The following is a 21,910-nucleotide window of genomic DNA, read 5'->3' on the forward strand; positions in this document are numbered from 1 at the left end:
GGCTACTTAGGTTGCGCCGCGGGTCCACCGAAAGGTGTGGAAGCCCTCTTCACCGGCCCCCGCCTCGCTACCGTGGGGAGGTGAGCCGCCACGCCGACGCCCCCCTGTGGCACACCCGCCGGGAGGCATTCTTCTACCTGCTGCCCGTCGGGGTGGCGTTGGCGCTCTCGGTCCTGTTCGTGGTCGACGCCGGGCTGCCCGACACCCCCGTGGACGCGCTCGACACCGTGGTCTCGCTCGTACTGATCGGCCTGCTCTGGGTGCGCCGCCGCCACCCGACCGCGCTGCTGGCCGCCACCCTCGCCGTCAGCGCGCTGTACCTGGTCCTGATGACCTGGGGGGCCGGGTTCTTCTCCCCCGACCTCGACTTCGCCTCGCCCTGGGTCCCCCTGGCGACCCCGGTGATCGTCTACAACGCCGTCCTGCACGCGGGTCCGGTCGTCGGGACCGCGCTGGCCGCGGCGCTGTACCTGGTCGCGGCGCGGCCGTGGGAGGTCTCCACGGACGTCATCCTGGGGGCCGTCACCATGGTGGTCCTCCCCGCGCTGATCGGCCTGTACCTGCGGGCCCACCGCACCCTGGTGCGGGCGCTGACCGACCGCGCCGAGCGGGCCGAGCGCGAGCAGCACCTGCTGGCCGAGCGGGCCCGCGCCGACGAGCGGGTGCGGCTGGCCGAGGAGATGCACGACGTGGTCACCCACCGGGTGAGCCTGATGGTGCTGCACGCGGGCGCCCTGGGGGTGACCGCGCCGGACGAGCGGGTCCGCGCCGCCGCCGAGGGGCTGCGCGCGGCGGGCTGCGAGGCGCTCGACGAGCTGCGCGAGCTGGTCGGTGTGCTGCGCAACCACGAGCGCGCCGACACCGACACCGACACCGATGAACCCGGGGAGGTGGACCCGGGCGCCGTGCCGGACCTGTCGACGCTGCTGGCCGAGTCCGCCTCGGTCGGGGTGCCGGTGGAGCTGGTGCGCGAGGGCAACCCGGCGCTCACCTCACCCGCCGTCGGGCGCACCGCCTACCGGGTGGTGCAGGAGTCGCTGACCAACATCCGCAAGCACGCCCCGGGCGCCCCGACCAGGGTGCACGTGCGCTACGGCGGCGACCGGGTGCGGCTGACCGTCCGCAACGACCGCGCCACCGCCCCGGTCGACCGGGGCCTGTCGCGCACCGGTTCCGGCGCCGGGCTGGCCGGGCTGCGGCAACGGGTGGAGCTGGTCGGCGGCACCCTGACCGCTGGGCCGCGCGCCGGGGGCGGCTTCGAGGTCGACGTGGTGCTGCCCGCCTACGTGCCCGCGGGCGCCGAGCGGTGATCCGGGTCGTGCTGGTCGACGACGAGCCGATGGTGTGCGCGCACCTGACCGACATCCTGTCCTCCGCCCCGGACCTCGACGTGGTCGACACCGCGCACGACGGCGCCGCCGCGGTCGAGTCGGTGGTCCGGCACCGCCCGCACGTGGTGCTGATGGACCTGCGGATGCCCGGCGTGGACGGCCTGACCGCCATCGAGCGGATCGCCTGCCTGCCCGAGGGGAGCAGGCCACCCGCGACCGGGCGCTGCGCCGGGTGCGGTCGCTGACCGAGCGCAAGACCGAGGTGCTGACCGGCCTGGGCGAGGGGCTGTCCAACGCCCGCATCGCCGCCCGGCTGTCGCTGAGCGAGGCCACGGTCAAGAGCCACGTGTCGCGGATGCTGGTGAAGCTGGAGGTGCAGAACCGCACCCAGGCGGGCCTGCTCGCCTACGACGCGGGGCTGGTCACCCGCTGAGCCCGGCCGGGAAATCGGGGCGCCGCCGGGTGTGGCGCCTGGCACGCTGGCCGCCATGGCATCGACGCTCCTGAACATCTGCATTGACAGCAGCGACAACTACGCCCTGGTCACCTGGTGGTCGGAGGTCTTCGGCCTGCCGCTGGACCCGGACATCGAGCCGGGCGAGGAGGAGACGTGGATCGAGCTGCCCAACGGCACCACGCTCATCTTCAACCGCGTCCCCGAACCCAAGGCGGTCAAGAACCGCGTGCACATCTGCCTGCAACCCGACGTCCCGCGCGACGAGGAGGTCGAGCGCCTGCTCGGTCGCGGCGCGACCCTGGTCTCCGACCTCCGGAAACCGGACGGCACCGGCTGGGCCGTCCTCGCCGACCCGGAGGGCAACGAGTTCTGCGTGCTCCGCAGCGCCGCCGAGCGCGCCGCCACCGGGGGCTGACGGCCCGCCGGTGTGACCCGGCGGACCCACGGGAAAGGATTCGGCGTCCCCGGTGTTGATCGGGGCATGGACCCGGTGGTGGACGTCGTGGTGGTGGGAGCGGGGCAGGCCGGTCTGTCGAGCGCGTACTTCCTGCGCCGGGCCGGGCTGGACTTCGCGGTGCTCGACGCCAACCCCGGGCCGGGCGGGGCGTGGCGGCACCGCTGGCCGACGCTGCGGCTGGGCACTGTCCACGGCATCCACGACCTGCCCGGCCTCGCCCTGCCGCACACCGACGAGGACCGGCCCGCGTCGGAGGTCGTCGCGGAGTACTTCGGGCGCTACGAGCGGGAGTTCGACCTGCCCGTGCTGCGCCCGGTGGCGGTGAAGGCCGTGCGGGACACCGGGTCGACGCTGAGGGTGGAAACCGCGCGCGGCACCTGGGAGACCCGGGCGCTGATCAACGCCACGGGCACCTGGGACCGCCCGTTCTGGCCGAGGTACCCCGGGCAGGCGGAGTTCGCCGGGCGGCAACTGCACACCGCCGACTACCGGGGGCCGGAGGAGTTCGTCGGCAAGCGGGTGGTCGTGGTGGGCGGCGGCGCCTCGGCGGTGCAGGCGTTGATCGAGCTGGCGCCGGGGGCCGCCGCGACCACGTGGGTGACCCGCAGGCCGCCGGTGTGGCGGGAGGGGCCGTTCACCCCGGAGGTCGGGCGTGCGGCGGTGGCCCGGGTCGCCGAGGCGGTCGAGGCCGGGAGGCCGCCGGAGAGCGTGGTCAGCGTGACCGGGCTGATGCTGACCCCCGAGGTGGTCGAGGCGCGGCGCTCCGGTGTCCTGGACCGGCTGCCCGTGTTCGACCGGCTCACCGCCGACGGCGTCGCCTGGGACGACGGGCGGTTCGTGCCCGCCGACACGATCCTCTGGGCGACCGGCTTCCGGCACGCCCTCGACCACCTCGCGCCGCTGCGGCTGCGCGGCCCCGGCGGGGGCATCACCGTGGCGGGGACCCGGGTCGCCGCCGACCCGCGGTTGCACCTGGTGGGCTACGGCCCCTCGGCGAGCACCATCGGCGCCACCCGCGCCGGGCGGGCCGCCGTCGCCGAGCTGAAGCGGTACCTCGCGGGCCGTGCTGCGCCGGTCGGCTGACGGCTATCGTGGGGCGACCGGTAGCGGAGGGAGTCCCATGGCGGACATCGGAGCGAGGCTCGCCGACATCGTCGGGCTGACCGAGGTGGTCGAGGACCACGGCCACGACGAGTCGTTGACCGTCCCCGCCCAGCAGCCCGCCCACGTGGTGCGCCCGGAGACCGCCGAGCAGGTCGCGGCGATCCTCGAAGCCGCCACCGAGCACGCCACCCCGGTCACCGCCCGCGGTTCCGGCACCGGCCTGTCCGGGGCGGCGGTGCCCCGCGCCGACGGGATCGTGGTGTCGTTCGAGAAGATGAACCGGGTGCTGGAGATCGACACGGAGAACCACGTGGCGGTCGTGCAGCCCGGGGTGACGTTGCAGGAGCTGGAGGAGCGCACCGCCGCGGCGGGGCTGGTGTACCCGGTCTACCCCGGGGAGCTGAGCGCCAGCCTCGGCGGGAGCGTGGCCACCAACGCGGGCGGGATGCGCGCGGTCAAGTACGGCGTGACCCGCCACCACGTGCTGGGGGTGCAGGCCGCGCTGGCGACCGGGGAGCTGATCCGCACCGGCGGCCGGTTCGTCAAGTCCAGCACCGGCTACGACCTCACCCAGTTGATCGTGGGCTCTGAGGGCACGCTGGCCCTGGTGACCGAGGCGATCCTCAAGCTGCAACCGCGCGTCGCGCACCAGGCGACCGTGCTCGCGCCGTTCGCCGACCTGGCCGCCGTCGTCGCGGCGGTGCCCCGGGTGGTGGCCAGTGGGATCGGGCCGCTGATCCTGGAGTACATCGACGGCATGACCATGGGCGCGATCACCCACACCGCGGACCTGCAACTGGGCATCCCGGACGCGGTCCGCGAGACCGCGCAGGCATACCTGGTGGTGATGCTGGAGAACCGCTCCGCCGACCGCCTGGACTCCGACGTCGCCGAGACCGGGGAAATGCTCGCCGGGCTGGGCGCGGTCGACGCGTACGTGCTGCCCGGCGGGTCCGCGCGGCGGCTCATCGAGGCGCGGGAGCGGGCGTTCTACACGGCCAAGGCCGCCGGTGCCGACGACGTGATCGACACCGTGCTGCCGCGCGCCGCCCTGCCGGACTTCATGGCCGCGGTCACCGGCATCGCCCAGGCGCACGGGACGTTCGTGATCGGGTGCGGGCACGCGGGCGACGGCAACGTCCACCTCGCGGTGTTCCAGAAGGACGCCGAGCAGCGCTCCGCCGTGCTGGGCGAGCTGTTCGCCGCGGCGATCGCACTGGGCGGGGCCATCTCCGGCGAGCACGGCATCGGCCGGGCGAAGCGGTCGCACTTCCTGGCGTCGGAGGACCCGACGAAGGTCGAGCTGATGCGGCGGGTCAAGCAGGCGTTCGACCCCGCGGGCGTGCTCAACCCCGGCGTCCTGTTCTAGCGACCTGTTCCGAGGACCCGTTACCCGGCAAGTGAAGGATGACATGAACGGCGCACAGTCACTGATCCGCACGCTCGTCGACTCCGGGGTCGAGGTGTGCTTCGCCAACCCGGGGACCTCGGAGATGCACTTCGTCGCCGCGCTGGACTCGGTACCGGAGATGCGGGGCGTGCTCGCCCTGTTCGAGGGGGTCGTCACCGGTGCCGCGGACGGGTACGGGCGGATGGCGGGCAAGCCCGCGTGCACGCTGCTGCACCTGGGGCCGGGCCTGGCCAACGGCGGGGCGAACCTGCACAACGCCCGCCGCGCGCACACGCCGCTGGTCAACGTCGTGGGCGACCACGCGCTGTACCACAAGGGTTTCGACGCGCCGCTGGAGTCGGACATCGACTCGCTGACCGGGTGGACCGAGGGGTGGAGCCGCACCTCCACCGACACCGGGAAGGTCGGGGCCGACGCCGCCGAGGCCGTCGCCGCCGCGCGGGCGCTGCCCGGCCGGACGGCGAACCTGGTGCTGCCCGCCGACGTGTCCTGGGGCGAGGGCGGGGTCGCCGCCGCGCCCGCCCCCGTCCCGGCGCCCGACGCCGTGCCGGACTCCGCGCTGGCCGCGGTCGCCGAGGTCCTGGGGTCCGGCGAGTCCACCGTGCTCCTGCTCGGTTCCGGGGCGACCCTGGAGCGCGGGCTCGTCGCCGCGTCGCGGATCGCCGCCGCGACCGGGGTCAAGGTGCTGGTGGAGACGTTCCCGGCCCGGTTGGAGCGCGGCGCCGGGCTGCCCGCCGTGGAGCGGCTGGGGTACCTCGCCGAGCAGGTGCAGTGGCAACTGACCGACGTGCGGCACCTGGTGCTGGCCGGGGCCACCGCGCCGGTGTCGTTCTTCGCCTACCCGGGCAAGGCCTCCGAGCTGACCCCAGAGGGCTGCGCTGTGCACACCCTGGCCGCGCTGGGGTCCGACGTGGTCGACGCGCTGGAGCGGCTGGCCGAGTCGGTGGCCCCCGGGGTGGCGCCGGTGCTGCAGGAACCCTCCCGGCCCGCGCTGCCGTCGGGGGAGCTGACCCCGCAGAACTGGGCCGAGGTGATCGGGGCGCTGCTGCCGGAGGGGGCGATCGTCTCCGACGAGGCGAACACCTCCGGGCTGATGATCCCGATGGTGACCGCGGGCGGGCCCCGGCACGACGTGCTGACCCTGACCGGCGGGTCCATCGGGCAGGGGCTGCCGGTCGCGGTCGGCGCGGCCGTCGCCTGCCCGGACCGGCCCGTGGTGGCGTTGCAGGCCGACGGCAGCGCCATGTACACCATCTCGGCCCTGTGGACCATGGCCCGGGAGCAGTTGGACGTGACCACGGTGATCCTGAACAACCGGGCCTACGCGATCCTGCGGATGGAGCTGGGCCGGGTGGGGGCCGAGGGTGCCGGGCCGGTGGCCCGGTCGCTGCTGGACATCGGTGGGCCGGACCTGGACTTCGTGAAGCTCGCGGAGGGGATGGGGGTGCCCGCCACCCGGGCCACCACCGCCGAGGAGCTGGCCGAGCAGTTCGCCGCCGCGCTGGCCGAACCGGGGCCGCACCTGATCGACGCCTTGGTGCCCTCGCTGATCTGACCCGTTGCCCGTGCTGACCTGACGACGGCGGAGGTCTGACCGGAAATCCGGTCAGGCCCCCGTCGTCGCGCGGCGGGTCACGGCTTGCGGCCCGCCCCGGCCCAGATGACCGCCTCGTTCGGCTGGGTGAAGTGGATCTGCTTGGCGTTGGGGCCGGTCTCCTCCGGGTGCCACTCCGGGGTCCAGACCATGCCGGGTTCGACCAGCTCGAAGTCGCCCATCAGGGCGGTGATGTCGGCGCGGGAGCGCCAGATGGCGTTGCTGCTGGAGGAGCTGTCGTACATGGCCTTGAGCTCGGCCAGCTTCGGGCCGACCTCCGGCGGGATGCCGTCGTCGGTGATGTGGGAGATGCCGAGGTAGGAGCCCCGGGGGAGCAGTTCGCGGTAGCGGGCCACGCACTGGGCGCCGATGTCCTCGCCGGTCCGCCGGTCGGGTTGGAACACGTGCAGGACGGCGATCATGAGCAGGGCGATGGGTTCCTCCGGGTCGAGGATGCCCGTCGCCATCGCCTCCGACCACAGCTCGTCCGGGTCGCGCAGGTCCCCGTAGATCACCGCGTTGCGGTCGGTGTTGCCCTCCTCGTCCAGCAGGATCTCGGCGTGGGCCACGGCCACCGGCTCGTTGTCGACGTAGACCACCCTGGCGTCGCCGGTGATCTCCGCCGCCACCTGGTGGGTGGCGCCCGCCGTGGGCACCCCGGCGCCGATGTCGAGGAACTGGCGGATGCCCCGGTTGGTGAGGTGGCGGACCAGGCGGTTGAGGAACAGGCGGTTGGCGACGGCGATGTTGCGGACCAGGGGGAACCGCTCGACCACCCGCTGGCCGAACTCGCGGTCGATGGCCCAGTTGGCGGTGCCGCCCAGGTAGTAGTCGTACACCCGGGCCACGCTGGGGCGGTCCAGGTCGATGCCCTGCGGCGGGATCGGGTCGGAGAGGGCGTCGGACAAGGTGGGCTCCCCTGGTCGGGTTCGGTCGGTCTGCGGGATGTCAGGTGGTGCGCGCGACGAGCAGCGAGCGCAGGTACTCGACCGTGCCGTCCCGGTCCAGCGCCGCCTCGGAGATCCGGGCCCACTCGGCCCGGTAGGCGGTGAGCTTGGCCGCGCTGGTGACCGTGCGGGCGTCGCCGGGCAGTTCGATGTAGGCGAAGCTCTCGCGCAGGTCGTCGGCGAAGTCGAGCACGGTGAAGCCGGAGTGCACGTGCGACAGCGGGGCCTCGTAGGGCAGGAACCGCAGGTCCAGGTTGTCGTGGGTGCCGATCATGGTCAGCAGGTGCTCCACCTGGTCGACCACCAGGTCGCGCGTGCGGCCGCCCGGCAGCCGCTCCAGGCAGGACGGGCTGAGCACCGCGCGGTAGGCGGGCGGGTCGGCCACGGTGAAGATCTCGGTGCGCGCCCTGCGCCTGCGGAAGCGCTCGGTGATCTCGGTCTGCGCCACCACGCCGGGGAGCCAGGCCAACTGGAACTGCTTGAGCATGTACCGCTCGGACTGCAACGGGCCCGGAATCCGCTCGGTGTGCCAGCCCAGGATGGTCTCCGCCTCCGACTCCAGGTCGACCAGCAGGGCGAACTCGTCGGTCTCCTGCAGGCCGGAGCGAATCCGGCGCTCGGTCAGCCGCTCCGCGAGCAGCACCATCTCCTTGGCCTCGTCGTCCGGGGTGGCCAGGACCTGGAGCATCCGGCGCAGTTCGTCGGCCTTGACCCCGACCTTGGCCGCCTCGATCTTCTGGATCTTGCTCTGCGTGCAGCCGAGGTGATCGGCCACTTCGGCCTGGGTCCGCCCGGCGCTCTGGCGGGCGGACTGGATGCGCCGGGCCAGCGCACGGCGTGCGGCGTTGTCCTGCACCCGGTTTCCACCTCTTCGGTCCGGCTGTGGGAAGCCGAATCAGCGTATCCGACCGTGCGTGTCCGCACCCTGCTCGGTTGGGCGAGCCCGGAACCGCCGCGGTGGTTTCGGATTAATCCGAAACCACCCTGGGTCAGGTCCGCCACCGGCTCGAACCGGTGGACACCCGCGGGCCGTCAGGTCACCTGTCGCCGACGGTACCCAGGAAACGAGTCCACGCGGTCTGCCGGAAGGACAGTCCGCCGAGTCCGCGGTTTTTGGAATCGCGGACATCGGCGCCGGTCAACGCGGTGAAGCGGACCTCGACGCAGTCGCCGTTCGGCTCGCACCGGCTCGAGGTGCGCCAGTCGCCCGCGCTCGCCGGGCGTCCCCCGTGACTGAACCCGTTCTCGCTCATGGTGTGTCTCCACTCGTTCGGGTGAGGTCCGATGGGATTAATCCTGCCAGCGGAATAATCGAAGTGCAACACACCGTGATGCGATCCGCGCTGAGAGTGACGACGATTACCCGATCCTCAGATCATCCCCTGTCTTCCCCGGGTCAGTCGGGAGTCCGCGCGACAAGGGTGGATTAATCGCTTTTCCGGATGATGATCATTTGTTTGAACAAGGGAATAATCCGGACCCGGTCCGGATTTCGGTTCGCCCGGAGGATCGACTACCGTTCGCCGTAGACGGCGGACCACCCGGCGCTCGACGTGCGGTTTCGGCTCCATTTCACTCTTCAGTGGAGATTGTGGCAACACCCACCGCGGAGCGATTCGACCGACACCGGGCACCGGCTCCGCCGCCACCGGGAAAGCCGAACCGAGGGACTGGGCACCGACATGCACAGCACAGCGCACCGCACCCGCGGCCAGGAACCGCCCGCGGGCCGCGTCCGGCCCGGGGACCCCGCGCCCTGGACGCTGTCGCCCACCCGGCGCGACTCCGACCGGATCACCACCGCCCTGCTGGCCGCGGTCGACCCCGCCACCCGCCCGGGCGGCGCGGGCCCGGCCGTCTCCGACGGGGTGGCCCGGCTGGCGCGGCGGTTGCGGGCGGCGGTGCTGCTCATCCCCGCCCTGCTGCACGGCGCTTGGCGCGCCGCGTTCTCCGGCCTCGGCGGCCCCGTCGCCGTGGTCGTCCTCGGGGTGGCACCGGCGCGGGGAACCGACCCGCCCGGCCGCCCCCGCCCACGCACGTCGACCCTGGGGCAGGTGGGGGAGCACCTGCCGGAGGGGAACCGGGAAGCCGCCTAGACCCGTCGGGGGCGACGGGTCGTTTTTCCGGGCGCGGAGGTGGCGCCGGTTCCGGTTCGAGGGGTCAGGGTCGGCGGGCGTGTTCGCGTCACCGCTGTCCCCCGGTGCGGTGCACCGGGGGACAGCGGTGACGCGCGGTGGGCTTGGAGGTTGGGGCTTGGGCTTGGGTGCCGGGTGTTCGGCCGTGGCTGTGGTTTAAGGGCCCGGGATTTTTGGGGGCGTGCCCGGGTGGGTGGATCTGCTTGGGCGGGGCCCCTACGCCGATCATGCGCCCAGTGTGACCGAGTGGGGCTGAAGAGATGCCCCACAGCCCAGGCAGGCTTGCACATGATCGTCTCCCCCACCCAAGCACATCCACCCACCCGGGCATGTCCGTAGCCGGGCCGCCGGTTCGTTGGGTGGTCGGCGGCTGCGCACAGTGGGGCCGGTGTGGCTGGCCGCTTGGGCTGCGGTTGGCGGAGTGGTTGGCGGCTGTGCTGGTGGTGGGGGGGGGTGGGTGTGGCTGGCGCTTGGCTGGCGGTTGGCGGGGCGGTTGGCGGCTGTGCTGGTGGGGTTGGGTGTGGCTGGCTGCCCGGTCGGCGGTGGGTGGGGTGGTCGGTGACCGCGCCGATGGGGGTCGGGGTGTGGCTGGCCGCCGGGTTGGTGGTGGATGGGGTGGCTGGTTTGTGGCTGCGCCGGTGGGGGTCGGCTGGTGGCCGTTGTGGTCCACCGGGGCGGCCCGGAAACGGCGGTGGCGCACCGCGACCAAGTCGCGGTGCGCCACCGTTGTGGTTCTTTCCTGTCAGGGGGTCGGGTCGACCACCGTCGGGAGGGGCTCGCGGTCTGCTGCTGCCCGCTCCTTGGCCTCCCGCATCTCGAACACGTCGGTTGCCAGGTCGCCGATTTCGCGGGCGATGTCGACGATCGCCCCGGTGACGATCTGGGCGATGCGGCCGACGTGCACGGCGGCCGACTCGGTGATCTCCTGGACGGTGTCCTTGGTGCTCTCGAACTCACTGACCATGTGCAGTCCCCATCCCGGTCATGCCACGCGGAGCGCGCGGCCCTCCTTGACGTTACGGGTACCCGGGTTCGACGGCTTGCGCCAGAACCGGTCCGGCAGCGCCAGCTTGACGATCTTCGCCGCGACCGAGCTGAGCTGCTTGGTCAGGCCGCCGGTGTTGTAGGGCAGGCCGTACTTCTCGCAGATCGCCCGGACCTCGCCCGCGATCTGCGGGTAGCGGCGGGCCGGGATGTCCGGGAACAGGTGGTGCTCGATCTGGTGCGACAGGTTGCCGGTCATGATGTGGAACAGCGGGCTGCCGGAGATGTTCGCCGAGCCCAGCATCTGCCGGAAGTACCACTCGCCGCGGGTCTCGTCCTTGGTCTCGTCCTCGGTGAAGCTCTCCACCCCGGTGGGGAAGTGGCCGCAGAAGATGATCGAGAACGCCCAGATGTTGCGGACCAGGTTCGCCGTGGCGTTGGCCGTCGCGGTGGCCACGAACTGGGGGCCGGTCAGCGCCGGGAACAGCACGTAGTCCTTGAGGACCTGCTTGAGGCCCTTGTGCCACATGCGGCGGCGCACACCCGCGGTCTCCGACCACTTCTTGCGGCCGGTGCGCAGGTTGTCGACCTCCAGGTCGTGCAGCATCACGCCCCACTCGAAGAACACCATCAGCGCGAACGCGTACGCCGGGTTGCCCAGGTAGTACGGGTTCCACCGCTGGCCCTCGTCCATCCGCAGCACGCCGTAGCCGATGTCGCGGTCCTTGCCGAGGATGTTGGTGTAGGTGTGGTGGATGTAGTTGTGGGAGTGCTTCCAGTTCTCCCCGGGCGCCACGTTGTCCCACTCGAACATCTTCGAGTTCATGGCCGGGTCGCGCATCCAGTCGTACTGGCCGTGCATGACGTTGTGGCCGATCTCCATGTTGTCGATGATCTTCGACAGGGAGAGCGCCGCGGTCCCGGCGATCCAGGCGGGCGGGAAGGAGCTGGCCATCAGCAGGCCGCGGCCCGCGACCTCGAGGGCGCGCTGCACCTTGACCACGTCGTAGATGTACTTGCGGTCCTCCTCGCCCAGGTCGTCGAGCAGGCGCTGGCGCAGCGCGTCGAGGTCCTTGCCCAGCTCCTCGAACTGCTGCGGGGTCAGTCGGGGGGTCTTGGTGGTCATGTCCGATGCTCCAGGAGGGGTCAGATGTCGATGGCGACGTCGCCGACCGGTACGGAGACGCAGATCTGGATCTCCTCCTCCGGGTCGGTGGACAGCTCGCCGTTGCGCACGTCGCGGGTGCACCCGCTGGTCTTGACGCTGGTGCAGGTGAAGCAGATGCCCATCCGGCAGCCGAACTCCGGCTTCAGCCCGGCGGCCTCGGCCTGCTCCAGCAGCGTCCGCCCGGAGTTGGGCGCGGTGGTGGCGCTGCGGCCGAAGGTGACCTCCCCGGTCGCGTCCTCGGCGTCGACGGTGATCGGCGGCGGGGCGAAGTCCTCGGTGCGCAGCCGGTGGGCGACCCCGAGCCGGTCGAACACCTGCCGGGCCCCGGCCATCAGCCCGGGCGGGCCGCACAGGTAGGTGTCGGTCTCGGCGAACCACGGCGCCGCCGCGCGCAGGTGCTCCTCGGTGAAGAACCCGTGCAGGTCACCGCCCTCGACGTCGGTGTAGGCCAGCAGCAGCCGCACGTTGTCGTGGCGGGCGGCCAGTTCGCGCAGCGCGTTCAGGTAGGGCACGTCCGCCTCGGTGTAGGCGTAGTGCAGGAAGACGATCTCGCCGCGGTGGCCCTCGTCGGTCAGCGTGCGCAGCATCGACATCACCGGCGTGATGCCGCTGCCGCCGCTGACCAGCAGCACCCGGTCCGGGCGGGTGGTGGGGAGGGTGAACTCACCCTCGGCGGGCGAGAGGTGCAGCACCAGGCCCCGGCGGGCGTTGGCGTGCAGCCACCGCGACACCCGGCCGCTGTCGTGCGCCTTGACGGTCAGCTCGAACCGGCCGTCGCGGCTGCGCTCGGAGGTGGCGGGGGAGTAGTAGCGGGTGTGGCGCACACCGTTGATCTCGACGCCCACCCGCACGTGCTGACCGGCGGTGAAACCGCGCCAGCGCCTGTTCGGGCGGATCGTGAGGGTCACCGAGTCGCGGGTCGTTCGGTGCACACTTGTCACCTCACCACGAATTTCGCGGAGAACCAGCATCGGATGCAGGAGTTCGAGGTACCGGTCGATGCTGTGTGGCGTCGCCAGGGCCTCTAACAGGTGCAACCCACGGAATCGGCGCTTGCGTTCCAGCTGGGCCGTCACCGCGTGCCTCCAATTTCAGTGAACGTGCGTACACTGAAAAGTGCAACGCGGATCTTGGTCGCTGTCAACCGGATGGCCGTGTGATGTGACGAACAGTGCGTGTGGGAGGACCGATGCGGGAGGCCGGGACGCGGCGGGGCGATAGGGTCGGTGCCGTGGCTGAGGACGTGTCCGGTGCGGTCGGAACCCGGCAGGAGCGCAAGCGCCGCACGCGGCAGGCCCTGCTCGACTCCGCGCTGCGGCTCCTCGCCGACACCAGCCTCGCAGGCCTGAGCCTGCGCGAGGTCACCCGCGAGGCGGGCATCGTGCCCACCGCCTTCTACCGGCACTTCCCGTCGATCGGCGAGCTGGGCGTGGCGCTGGTCGAGGAGAGCATGCGGACCCTGCGCGCCATGCTGCGCTCGGCGCGGCGCAAACCGGCCGACGACGCCATTCGCGGCTCGGTGGCCATTCTGGTCCAGCAAGTCGGTCGGTCTCCTTCGCATTTCCGCTTTCTCATCCGCGAGCGATATGGCGGTGTGGCCGAGGTGCGCAAGTCCATCGCGGGGGAGCTGCGGCTGCTCGGCAGCGAGCTGGCCACCGACCTGGCCCGCTACCCCGGCATGGCCGACTGGGACGCCGACGACCTGCGGATGGTCGCCGACCTGATGGTCGGAGCCATGTTGTCCGTGGTCACGGCGCTGCTCGACGTGTCCGGCGACCCGAGGGCGGAGGCCGAGGTGGTCTCGGTCGCCGAGCAGCAACTGCGGCTGATCGCGCTCGGCATGGCCCACTGGCGCCGTCCCTGAATTGCACCGGTTGCTCGGCGCTCCACTGCGCCGCGGTCGGACTGAATAGTACACAAATGCTGTGATAGCCAACACGGTGTGGACGGTTCATCCGGATTTCCGCGACTATTTTGGCCATTGTCATCAAGGCTGTTCATTGCGCGCGGCAAAACATCGCACGAGGTGAGCAATTTCGGGTCGTTCCCAGACTGTGCCGCACCGACGGTGTCGCCGGGCGCCCGCGCGGACTATGTTGCCTAGCGGTGTGGCGCAGCGGGCGGCCGAGCGAGAGGGCGTGGCGGACATGGGCGCGAGGACAGCCGCGAACACGGCCGCCGACCTGCCGTACCAGTTGCACGCGCGCTGGCGGTGGATCGGCGTGGTGCTCGGCTCGCTGATCCTGCTGGTCTCCCTGGCGGTGCTCGGCCTCGACGACGTGCTCGGGTTCGTGCTGGCCGCGGTGTTCATCGTGCTCGGCTTCGTGCTGATCGACACCTTCTACAACTCCGGCGTGCGGGTCACCACCGAGGCCGTGGAGGAGCGGTCGATCCTGGTGCGCTCCTGGATGGTGGAGTGGGACGAGGTCGTCGGCATGGAGGTGCCCGCCGGGCGGGTCGTGCGCAGGCCGGTCCTGCTCACCCGCGACGGCGACCGGCTCTCGCTGTACTCGCTGGCCTTCCTGAGCCTGGGCCGCGAGCGCGCGCCCTCCCGGATCGGCAGGTTGCGGCACACGGTCGAGGAGATGGCCTACGACGGCGCCGACGAGTACTACGAGGACGCCGAGGACTTCGACGACTTCACCGACCTCGACGACGAGGACGCCGAGAACATCGAGGACACCGACCTCGACGACGACGACCACGACGAAGCGGACGACGAAGTGGACGATGAGGAATCGGTCGACCACGACGACAGCGACCACGACGATCACGACGAATCCGACAACGGCGACCACCAGGACGACCAGGACGACCAGGACGACCTCGACGAGGACGACCGGGTCGCGGACGAGCCGGGCGAGTCCGACCGGGAGCCCGCGGACGCCGACGGGTCGCGCGGCGGGCGGCCCCGGCAGGAGCAGTCCACCTCCTAGCGACCGCCGCACCAGCGGACCCGGGCGCGGCGGGGGAGACTGGGGCCATGAGCAGGCCGGTCGCGATCGACGCCGAGGAGCTGGGGCTGTTCGGCCCCGACTCGGTGACCTGGCAGGTGCACGCCGACCCCGCGCTGTGGCTCGGCGGCGTCCGCAGCCTGTACCTGCAGGCGCTGCACCCGCGCGCGGTCGCCGGGGTCGTGCAGAACTCCGACTTCCGGACCGACCCGCTGGGCAGGCTCATCCGCACGGCGGAGTTCGTCGGCACCAGCACCTACGGCACGCTCACCCAGGCCCGCGCCGCCGGGGCCGCGGTGCGCCGGGTCCACCGGGCGCTGCGGGCCACCGACCCGGACACGGGGGAGGTGTTCCGGGTCGACGACCCGGAACTGCTGCTGTGGGTGCACTGCGCGGAGGTGTCGTCGTTCCTGACCGCACTGGGCCGCGCGGGCTGCCCGCTGACGCGCGCCCAGGCCGACCGCTACCTGCACGAGCAGCGCCAGGTGGCCGCGCTCGTCGGCCTGGACCCCGCCGAGGTGCCCGGGTCGCTCGCGGAGATGTCGGCCTACCTGCGCGGCGTGTACCCGGTGCTGCGGCGGACGGCGGGCAGTGACGTGATCTACGACTTCCTGCACCGGCCCCCGGTGCGGGGCTGGCTGGCGCTGGGCGTGCGCGTCTACGAGCCGACCGTCTCGCACCTGGCCTACTCGCTGCTGCCCGGCTGGGCCCGCAGGCTGCACGGCCGCCGCGGCTACCCGCCCGCGCTGACCACCGCCGCCGCCCGCGGGCTGCGCGCGACCGCCCAGGTGGTGCTGCCCCGGTTGCGCCGCGAGGACAGCTCGGCCCAGCCCGCCTTCGTCGACGCCGTGCGCAGGCTCGGCGACTGGGCCGCGCCCTCGCTCGACCGCCTGCCTGCCTGCTGACGCCGGGGTCGCCGGAACTGCCGGAGCCGCCGACCGCGGTGCCGGACCCGCGCCCGCGGGCCCGGCCGGTCAGGGGATCACTCCCCGTGCGCCTCCTGGAACTTGATCACCAGCGCCTGCGGGATGCGGCCGCGCTCGGCGATGTTCTCGCCCTGGCTGCGCGCCCACTCGCGGATCGCCTGGTTGTCGGCCTTCTCGCCCGCGGTGGCGGACTTGCGGGCGCCGTTCACCGCGACGGCCCTGGTGCCCTTGCGGCCACCGGTGCGCCGGGCGTGCCCGACGAACTCGGCCAGCGAGTCGCGCAGCCGGGCGGCGTTGTCCCGGGAAAGGTCGATCATGAAGTCCACACCGTCGAGGGCGAAGGTGACGGTCTCGTCGGCCGTTCCGCCGTCTAGGTCGTCGACGAGTTCGACAACGGTCTTCTGGGCCACGGTTTCCTCCGCGTGATGTGAGTCGTTTACGGCACGGGAACCCGGTGAATTCCCCGGTGCTCTCCCGGCGTGGGCCCACTAATGCGGCCCGGTCGTCCAGAAGGGTATCGGTATCGCCGTCGGGTCGACGTCAGGCGGTGCCGTGTGTCGTACGAGTCATATTGCCGCATGCGCCGCCCCCGGCGGCGGTCGGCGGGAAAACGACCTGCCCGATTCGCGCCGCCGGCCGGTGCCCCGCGCGCGGTCACGCGATCGTATGAGGCCCATCGGCACTGGTCAGCCGGTGCGCCTATTGCGGCCCGGGGCGGTCGTGGGTGAATTTCGGGGTGTTCTTACCCGAAGTGCACCGCTGTCGGGTGCGCGGTGCTGGTATTCGGCACTCCGCCGCGACCTCGGGTGGCGCGTGGGAATGCGCCCGCCACCCGGATAGGGTGCGACCATGACCATCGACCTGAGCGCCTTCCCGCGCGTCGCGCTCGGCCATTGGCCCACCCCGTTGGACGAGTGCCCCCGGCTGGGTGCCGAGCTCGGCATTCAGCTCCTGCTCAAGCGCGACGACGTCGGCGGTGTCGGCGCGGGCGGGAACAAATTGCGGAAACTGGAGTTCCTGCTCGGCGCCGCGCTCGACCGGGGCGCCGACACGGTCATCACCTTCGGCGCCGTGCAGACCAACCACGGCCGCCAGACCGCCGCCGCCTGCGCCCGCCTGGGCCTGCGCTGCGAACTGGTGCTGACCCGCAGCGTCGCGCGCACCGGCCAGGCCTACGAAGAATCCGGCAACATCGTCCTCGACCACCTCTACGGCGCGAACGTGCACCTCTGCGCGGACGCGGAGGAGACCGCCGCCGTCTACAACCGGCTGCTCGCCGAGGCCGAGGCGCAGGGCCGCACCGTCGCCACCTTCCCGGTCGGCGGTTCCGACGAGGTCGGCGTGCTGGGCTACGTGGCGGCCACCGTGGAGCTGTTCCAGCAGGTCGACTCGCTCGGCTTGGACGTGGGCACCCTGGTGGTGCCCGTCGGCAGCGCGGGCACCGCGGCCGGGGTCGCCCTGGGCGCCGAACTGCTCTGCCGCACCACGCGGGTCGAGGCCGCCTGCGTCTCCCACACCGCCGAGGAGTCCCGCGCCGACATCACCCGCCTCGCCGGGGCCGCGGCCGGGCTGCTGGGCGCGGCCGAGCCCGCCCTGCCGGAGCTGGTGGTCGACGACCGGGCGGTCGGACCGGCCTACGGGGTGCCCACCGAGGAGATGTGGCGGGCGCTGGAGCTGTTCGCGCGCACCGAGGGCGTGACCCTGGACCCCGTCTACACCGGCAAGGCCGCGGCCTGCCTGGTCGACCGGGTCCGCACCGGTGAGATCGCGCCGGGGGAGACGGTGGTGTTCTTGCACACCGGCGGGTTGCCCGGGTTGTTCGCCTACGCGCCGGACCTGCTGGCCCGCGCGGGTTCCTAGGCCCGGGCTTTGTGGGCGTGGGTGGGTCCGCTTCGCTGAACCCGGGCCGTGTGCTGTCGGTTCAAAGCCCGGTCTTTGGTTGGTGGTGCCCGGCTGGGTGGATGTGTTTGGCCGGGGCCCCTATGGCGATCATGTGCTCCAGTGCGTCAGGTGGGGCTGAAAAGATGCCCCACCGCCCAGGCAGGCTGTCACATGATCGCCACCCCCGGCCAAACACATCCACCCACCCGGGCAGTTGCTTGGTCGGGCCGGCGGTTTCGGGGTGGTCGGCCTGCGTTCAGGGCATCCGCCCACCCGGCCTCTGCTTGGCCGGGCCGCCGGTTCTCGGGGCGGTCGGCTGACCAAGCAGCACATCCACTCATGCGGGCATTCGCTTGCCGGGTCGGTGGTTGTGGGGGTGGGCGGCTTGCTGTGCGGGCAGGACCTGGCCCTCAGGTGCCGGTGCCCAACCGCAGCGCTCTGGTCGCGATCTCGCGCAGTGCCGGGTCCTCCGGTGTCGAGGCCTGGTCGAGCCACACCGCCTGCACCAGCTTGACGCTGTTGCCCTCGCGGCCGCTGGCGTAGGCGGCGGAGGTGAACGCGGGCTGGCGATCGCCCGGCCATGGCACGCCCTCGGCGGCCTGGTCGCGCACGCCGCCCGCACCCGGTCGGTCGGCGACCGCGCGCAGCTCCGCCCCGGAGGTGCTGCCCGCGAAGCGCAGCACCGACACCAGGACCGCGGCCTGCCTGCCGTCGCGGTCCGCGGCCTCGAAGCGGGCCCGGATCAGCCGGGCGCACCGGTTGGCCTGCAACCACGCCTGCACGTCGCCGAACGCGTGTGCGGCGCAGTCGGTGGCCTCCGCGGTGCCGCGGGCGGTGTAGCCGATGCCCTCGACCGGGACCGCCGAGCCGGAGGAGTGGGGGGCCTGCCCGCCGCCGGGGTCCTCGTCGGCGGAGCTGATGGCCACCGCGATGCCGGTGATCAGCAGCACCGCCACCAGGAGCACGGCGGCGATCGGCAGCCACCGCAGCGACCGCTGCCGCGCCTGGGCGGGCTCGGGCCGGTTCGCCTCCAGGGCGATCTTGGGGATGAACGTGGTGCTCGCCGCGGCGACCGCGGGGGCCACCACGTCGCCGAAGCCCTCGGCGACCAGGTCGGCGTGGTCGAGTTCCACGCCGAGCGCGGTCAGCATCCGGCGGGCGTCGGTGGCCGGGCAGACGCGGGTGTGCGTGGACAGCTCGCGCGCGGCGGTCAGCAGCGACTTGGGTTCCGGGTGCAGGATGCGCACGCCGCGCACCAGGTCGGCGCTGGGCTGCGAGACCTGCCCGACGTACGGGCCGACCGCGACCACGGTGCCGGTCGGCAGCGGTTCGGCCCTGGCGGACTCCAGGGCGTCGGACACCGCCGAGGTCGCTCCGAGCGCGTCGACCGCCGGGTTCACCGGTCCGTCCTGGCGGGTCAGCGGCCAGCCGTCGGTCTTCCACACCCCCGACAGCGGTGCCTCCAGCCGCATCGCCGGGTCGGGCAGGTCGACGCCGACCACCACCAGGACCGCGCGGGGCAGCAGGATGACCGCTTCGAGCGGTTCGGGGTGGTCCGGCGGCCGGTACCCGATCAGCGCCACCCCACCCGCGACGCCGTCGCCGCGCCCCCAGGAGGCCAACGCGGCCCGCAGGTCGTTGCCGACGGACGACGCCGTGTCACCGAGTCGCAGTGTGCGCAACGCGGCACCTCCACCAGTCGCGGCCTGATCACGTGGAACCCCCCACGGCCAGTGTGCGACACGGTATCCCCGGTGGCCATTCCGCGGACCGGCGACCTCGATTCGCGGATCTTGGTCGAACGCGGTGGTGCCTCGCCATCGGTGCTCCGCCCCCTGGTGACGCCGCTTCGTGAGTGATCGGGTGCGGGGAGTTCGCGGTGGACACCCGTTGTTCGTCACCGGCCGACGGAATCCGCGCACCGGGCGGTGTCTTTCGCCGTTCGTGTGGCCAAGGAGTCCGGCGGCAGGGCACAATGATCGCGGGCGATCACCGCCGGTCAACCGTTGAGCGCGATGGACGTAGGGGAAGACGATCCTCGTCGAGCAGCGGAGGTCAGCAGTGAGCACCCGTGGAAACACCCAAGGTGTGGTGTACGTCCACTCGTCGCCGTCTGCGGTGTGTCCGCACGTCGAGTGGTCGATTTCGGGCACCCTCGGGGTCCGCGCGGAGTTGCGCTGGACCGCGCAGCCCGCCGCCCCCGGCCAGTTGCGCGCCGAGTGCGCGTGGACCGGCGACGCGGGCACCGGTGCCAAGCTGGCGGCCGGGCTGCGGGCCTGGCCGATGATCCGCTTCGAGGTCACCGAGGAACCCAGCGCGGGTGTCGACGGCGAGCGGTTCTGCTACGCCCCGGCCCTGGGCCTGTGGCACGCCCGCACCGGCGCCAACGGCGACATCGTCGTCGGTGAGGACCAACTGCGCGCCGTCGCCGCCACCGCCCGGGGCGGCGAGTCCTTCGCCTTCAAGGTCGACGAACTGCTCGGCGCCTCCTGGGACGAAGCCCTGGAACCCTACCGCCGCGCGGGCGACGGCGCCCCCATCACCTGGCTGCACCGCGTCGGCTAGCCCGCCGCGGCCCCGCTCGGCCGCGCCCGGGCAGCGGGCCCGCTGTGGCACGCTGGCACCCGTGCGCGAGTCGGGTGGTGGGCAGCGGTGGGTGCTGCCGGTGGTGCTGGTCGCGGTCGTGCTGACCGCGGTGGCGGGGCTGCTGGCCCGCGAGTTCTACCTCGACCCGGTCACCAGGACCTCCCCGCCCGCGTCGGCGGTCGTGCCGACCGAGTCCGCCGTCCCCGCCGCCGCCCAACCCGGTCCCCGCGACGTCCGGGGCACCGCCGACGCCGTCGGCCACCCCCTCTACGAGACCACCCGCCAACTCCTGCAGACCCACTTCGACGCGATCAACGGCAAGAACTACGACCGCTGGAAGACCACGGTCACCGACGACCGCGTCAAGGCCATGCCGGAACCCGACTGGCAGCGCAACTACGCCACGACGACCGACGGCACCATCGTCGTCTACCGCATCGAGACGGGTCCGCCGAACACCGCCAGGGTCCTGCTCACCTTCGTCAGCAAGCAGGACCCGGCCGACGCCCCGCCGGAGCTGCCGGTCGACTGCATCCGCTGGAGCGTGGTCTACCCGCTGATCCTCACCGGGGGGCAGTGGCGCCTCGACATGACCGCCACCGGCGCCAGCCCCCAGCACGACTCCTGCTGATCAGTCCTCAGTGGAACGACAGGAGGACCCGCCCCACCCGGGACGGGTCCTCCTCGCCGCGGCGGGCGCCGGTCAGGCGGTCGTGAAGACCAGGGCGACGTTGTGCCCGCCGAAGCCGAACGAGTCGTTCACCGCGGCGGTGATCTCCACCTTGCGCGGCTGCCCGGTGACCACGTCCAGCTCGACCCGCGGGTCCAGGTTCTCCAGGTTGCGGGTGGCGGGGATGACCCCGTAGTACAGCGACAGCAGGGTGAAGATGCTCTCCACCGCGCCCGCACCGCCGACCAGGTGGCCGATGGCGGACTTCGGCGCGGTGAGCACCGGGTGGTCGCCGATGGCCTTGCGGATCGCGGCGGCCTCGCCGACGTCGCCGACCACCGTGGAGGTGGCGTGCGCGTTGACGTGGCCGATGTCGGCCGCGGTCAGCCCGGCCACGCGCACCGCGTTCTCGATGGCCTTGACCTGCCCCAGGCCCTCGGGGTGGTTGCCGGTGATGTGGTAGGCGTCGGAGGTCATGCCGTACCCGGCGACCCGGCCGTAGATCCGCGCGCCGCGGGCGATGGCGTGGTCGGCGCGCTCGAGCACCAGCACGCCCGCCCCCTCACCGAGGACGAACCCGTCCCGGTCGGTGTCGAACGGCCGCGAGGCCCGGTCCGGGGCGTCGTTGCGGGTGCTCAGCGTCCGCGACTGGCAGAAGCCCGCCACGGTGATCGGGTGGATGCACGCCTCGGCGCCACCGGCCACGACGACGTCGGCGCGGCCGTTCTGGATCATCTGCCAGGCGGTGGCGATGCCCTCGGCGCCGGAGGCGCAGGCCGAGGCCGGGGAGTGCACGCCCGCCCTGGCGCGCAGCTCGATCCCGACGTGCGCGGCCGGGCCGTTGGGCATCAGCATCGGCACCGTCAGCGGCGAGACCTTGCGCAGGCCCTGCTGCTCCAGGAGGTCGTCCTGGCCCAGCAGGGTCAGCGGTCCGCCGACCCCGGTGCCGATGCTGACCCCGAGCCGGTCCGGGTCCACCGGTTCGCTGCCGTCGGAGGGCAGGTCGAACCCGGCGTCCGCCCAGGCCTCCCGCGCGGCGATCAGGGCCACCTGCTCGCAGCGGTCCAGGCGGCGGGCCTGCACGCGCGGCAGCACGTCCGTCGGCTCGACGGCGAGGGGAGCGGCCAAGCGCGCGGGCAGGTCGTACTTCTCGACCCACTCGTTGTCGTTGCGCCGGATGCCGTTCTCGCCCGCGAGCAGGGCATCCCAGGTGGACGTGACGTCCCCGCCGAGCGGCGTGGTGGCGCCCAGCCCGGTGACGACGACATCGACGTTGCTCATGGCGGTTCCTTCACAGCGGGTGGT

General features: G+C 72.5%; 21 protein-coding genes and 1 pseudogene. 13 read left to right on the plus strand and 9 right to left on the minus strand.

What is annotated here, in order from left to right:
• The first annotated feature begins 80 nt into the window (after positions 1-80).
• From DFQ13_RS22530 to DFQ13_RS22555, 6 genes and pseudogenes are all read left to right on the plus strand, one after another.
• Positions 81-1,310: a sensor histidine kinase gene (locus tag DFQ13_RS22530; protein ID WP_233438532.1), complete on the plus strand. Its 1,230-nt coding sequence runs from the start codon at positions 81-83 to the stop codon at positions 1,308-1,310.
• Positions 1,307-1,764 (plus strand): annotated as a pseudogene (locus DFQ13_RS22535) (response regulator transcription factor). Before DFQ13_RS22530 ends, DFQ13_RS22535 begins: the two are co-directional and overlap by 4 nt.
• A 55-nt stretch (positions 1,765-1,819) precedes the next feature.
• The gene (locus tag DFQ13_RS34040; RefSeq protein ID WP_181400112.1) at positions 1,820-2,203 is read left to right on the plus strand and encodes a VOC family protein; all 384 of its coding nucleotides are present in this window, start codon (positions 1,820-1,822) and stop codon (positions 2,201-2,203) included.
• A 66-nt stretch (positions 2,204-2,269) separates the two neighbouring features.
• Positions 2,270-3,328: an FAD-dependent oxidoreductase gene (locus tag DFQ13_RS22545; RefSeq protein WP_110081254.1), complete on the plus strand. Its 1,059-nt coding sequence runs from the start codon at positions 2,270-2,272 to the stop codon at positions 3,326-3,328.
• A gap of 37 nt (positions 3,329-3,365) precedes the next feature.
• On the plus strand, positions 3,366-4,718 hold the full coding sequence (locus DFQ13_RS22550; RefSeq protein WP_110081255.1) for an FAD-binding oxidoreductase: 1,353 nt from the start codon (positions 3,366-3,368) through the stop codon (positions 4,716-4,718).
• Positions 4,719-4,761: 43 nt separating this feature from the next.
• Positions 4,762-6,315, plus strand: coding sequence for an acetolactate synthase large subunit (locus DFQ13_RS22555; protein ID WP_110081256.1), 1,554 nt, complete (start codon positions 4,762-4,764; stop codon positions 6,313-6,315).
• Between the two features lie 77 nt (positions 6,316-6,392).
• Here DFQ13_RS22555 and DFQ13_RS22560 read toward each other — a convergent pair whose 3' ends face one another.
• The 3 genes from DFQ13_RS22560 to DFQ13_RS22570 form a co-directional block, all read right to left on the minus strand.
• Positions 6,393-7,262 (minus strand): SAM-dependent methyltransferase, encoded by an 870-nt coding sequence (locus DFQ13_RS22560; protein WP_035288689.1) that lies wholly within the window; start codon positions 7,260-7,262, stop codon positions 6,393-6,395.
• A gap of 40 nt (positions 7,263-7,302) precedes the next feature.
• Entirely contained in the window at positions 7,303-8,157 is an 855-nt protein-coding gene (locus DFQ13_RS22565; RefSeq protein ID WP_110081257.1) for a helix-turn-helix domain-containing protein, read from the minus strand.
• Between the two features lie 181 nt (positions 8,158-8,338).
• Positions 8,339-8,554 (minus strand): DUF397 domain-containing protein, encoded by a 216-nt coding sequence (locus DFQ13_RS22570; RefSeq protein ID WP_035288683.1) that lies wholly within the window; start codon positions 8,552-8,554, stop codon positions 8,339-8,341.
• Positions 8,555-8,983: 429 nt separating this feature from the next.
• Between DFQ13_RS22570 and DFQ13_RS22575 the strand changes: the two genes are divergently transcribed.
• A complete protein-coding gene (locus DFQ13_RS22575; RefSeq protein ID WP_110081258.1) occupies positions 8,984-9,397 on the plus strand; it encodes a hypothetical protein in 414 nt (137 codons plus the stop codon).
• A gap of 781 nt (positions 9,398-10,178) precedes the next feature.
• Here the strand turns inward: DFQ13_RS22575 and DFQ13_RS22580 are convergent.
• Genes DFQ13_RS22580 through DFQ13_RS22590 form a run of 3 tightly spaced genes read right to left on the minus strand, consistent with a single transcriptional unit; the run spans position 10,179 to position 12,520 of the window.
• Entirely contained in the window at positions 10,179-10,400 is a 222-nt protein-coding gene (locus DFQ13_RS22580; RefSeq protein WP_035279005.1) for a hypothetical protein, read from the minus strand.
• Between the two features lie 18 nt (positions 10,401-10,418).
• Positions 10,419-11,546: a fatty acid desaturase family protein gene (locus tag DFQ13_RS22585; RefSeq protein ID WP_035279004.1), complete on the minus strand. Its 1,128-nt coding sequence runs from the start codon at positions 11,544-11,546 to the stop codon at positions 10,419-10,421.
• Positions 11,547-11,566: 20 nt separating this feature from the next.
• Positions 11,567-12,520 (minus strand): ferredoxin reductase, encoded by a 954-nt coding sequence (locus DFQ13_RS22590; protein WP_233438533.1) that lies wholly within the window; start codon positions 12,518-12,520, stop codon positions 11,567-11,569.
• A gap of 299 nt (positions 12,521-12,819) precedes the next feature.
• On the opposite strand from DFQ13_RS22590, the gene DFQ13_RS22595 reads away from it, so the two are divergent.
• From DFQ13_RS22595 to DFQ13_RS22605, 3 genes are all read left to right on the plus strand, one after another.
• Positions 12,820-13,452: a TetR family transcriptional regulator gene (locus DFQ13_RS22595; protein ID WP_233438534.1), complete on the plus strand. Its 633-nt coding sequence runs from the start codon at positions 12,820-12,822 to the stop codon at positions 13,450-13,452.
• A 244-nt stretch (positions 13,453-13,696) separates the two neighbouring features.
• Positions 13,697-14,524: a hypothetical protein gene (locus DFQ13_RS34045; RefSeq protein ID WP_181400113.1), complete on the plus strand. Its 828-nt coding sequence runs from the start codon at positions 13,697-13,699 to the stop codon at positions 14,522-14,524.
• Between the two features lie 47 nt (positions 14,525-14,571).
• Complete coding sequence (locus DFQ13_RS22605) at positions 14,572-15,447, plus strand: oxygenase MpaB family protein (protein ID WP_110081260.1); 876 nt, start codon at positions 14,572-14,574, stop codon at positions 15,445-15,447.
• Between the two features lie 77 nt (positions 15,448-15,524).
• On the opposite strand, the gene DFQ13_RS22610 is transcribed toward DFQ13_RS22605, so the two are convergent.
• Complete coding sequence (locus tag DFQ13_RS22610) at positions 15,525-15,878, minus strand: histone-like nucleoid-structuring protein Lsr2 (RefSeq protein ID WP_035278997.1); 354 nt, start codon at positions 15,876-15,878, stop codon at positions 15,525-15,527.
• Positions 15,879-16,317: 439 nt separating this feature from the next.
• Between DFQ13_RS22610 and DFQ13_RS22615 the strand changes: the two genes are divergently transcribed.
• Positions 16,318-17,328, plus strand: coding sequence for a D-cysteine desulfhydrase family protein (locus DFQ13_RS22615; RefSeq protein ID WP_035278995.1), 1,011 nt, complete (start codon positions 16,318-16,320; stop codon positions 17,326-17,328).
• Positions 17,329-17,759: 431 nt separating this feature from the next.
• Here the strand turns inward: DFQ13_RS22615 and DFQ13_RS22620 are convergent, their stop codons facing one another.
• Positions 17,760-19,031, minus strand: coding sequence for a hypothetical protein (locus DFQ13_RS22620; protein ID WP_110081261.1), 1,272 nt, complete (start codon positions 19,029-19,031; stop codon positions 17,760-17,762).
• A 379-nt stretch (positions 19,032-19,410) separates the two neighbouring features.
• Here DFQ13_RS22620 and DFQ13_RS22625 point away from each other — a divergent pair, with 379 nt between their 5' ends.
• Together DFQ13_RS22625 and DFQ13_RS22630 are read left to right on the plus strand one after the other, a co-directional pair.
• Positions 19,411-19,914, plus strand: a complete 504-nt coding sequence (locus DFQ13_RS22625) for a DUF3145 domain-containing protein (RefSeq protein WP_110081262.1) — start codon at positions 19,411-19,413, stop codon at positions 19,912-19,914.
• A 61-nt stretch (positions 19,915-19,975) separates the two neighbouring features.
• Positions 19,976-20,566: a hypothetical protein gene (locus tag DFQ13_RS22630; RefSeq protein WP_110081263.1), complete on the plus strand. Its 591-nt coding sequence runs from the start codon at positions 19,976-19,978 to the stop codon at positions 20,564-20,566.
• A 72-nt stretch (positions 20,567-20,638) separates the two neighbouring features.
• Here DFQ13_RS22630 and DFQ13_RS22635 read toward each other — a convergent pair whose 3' ends face one another.
• Positions 20,639-21,886 carry a beta-ketoacyl-[acyl-carrier-protein] synthase family protein gene (locus DFQ13_RS22635; RefSeq protein WP_035283332.1) on the minus strand — a complete coding sequence of 416 codons (1,248 nt, stop codon included), beginning with the start codon at positions 21,884-21,886 and terminating at the stop codon, positions 20,639-20,641.
• Positions 21,887-21,910 lie beyond the last annotated feature (24 nt).

The organism is Actinokineospora spheciospongiae (genome assembly GCF_003182415.1).
In the GTDB taxonomy this organism is placed as follows: Bacteria; Actinomycetota; Actinomycetes; order Mycobacteriales; family Pseudonocardiaceae; genus Actinokineospora; species Actinokineospora spheciospongiae.

Bases quoted from the DNA above. Each gene is read 5' to 3' on its own strand.
- DFQ13_RS22635 (WP_035283332.1), bottom strand. From the start codon at position 21,886: ATGAGCAACGTCGATGTCGTCGTCACCGGGCTGGGCGCCACCACGCCG.
- DFQ13_RS22605 (WP_110081260.1), top strand. From the start codon at position 14,572: ATGAGCAGGCCGGTCGCGATCGACGCCGAGGAGCTGGGGCTGTTCGGC.
- DFQ13_RS22615 (WP_035278995.1), top strand. From the start codon at position 16,318: ATGACCATCGACCTGAGCGCCTTCCCGCGCGTCGCGCTCGGCCATTGG.
- DFQ13_RS22580 (WP_035279005.1), bottom strand. From the start codon at position 10,400: ATGGTCAGTGAGTTCGAGAGCACCAAGGACACCGTCCAGGAGATCACC.
- DFQ13_RS34040 (WP_181400112.1), top strand. From the start codon at position 1,820: ATGGCATCGACGCTCCTGAACATCTGCATTGACAGCAGCGACAACTAC.
- DFQ13_RS22555 (WP_110081256.1), top strand. From the start codon at position 4,762: ATGAACGGCGCACAGTCACTGATCCGCACGCTCGTCGACTCCGGGGTC.
- DFQ13_RS22570 (WP_035288683.1), bottom strand. From the start codon at position 8,554: ATGAGCGAGAACGGGTTCAGTCACGGGGGACGCCCGGCGAGCGCGGGC.
- DFQ13_RS22575 (WP_110081258.1), top strand. From the start codon at position 8,984: ATGCACAGCACAGCGCACCGCACCCGCGGCCAGGAACCGCCCGCGGGC.
- DFQ13_RS22545 (WP_110081254.1), top strand. From the start codon at position 2,270: ATGGACCCGGTGGTGGACGTCGTGGTGGTGGGAGCGGGGCAGGCCGGT.
- DFQ13_RS22550 (WP_110081255.1), top strand. From the start codon at position 3,366: ATGGCGGACATCGGAGCGAGGCTCGCCGACATCGTCGGGCTGACCGAG.
- DFQ13_RS22585 (WP_035279004.1), bottom strand. From the start codon at position 11,546: ATGACCACCAAGACCCCCCGACTGACCCCGCAGCAGTTCGAGGAGCTG.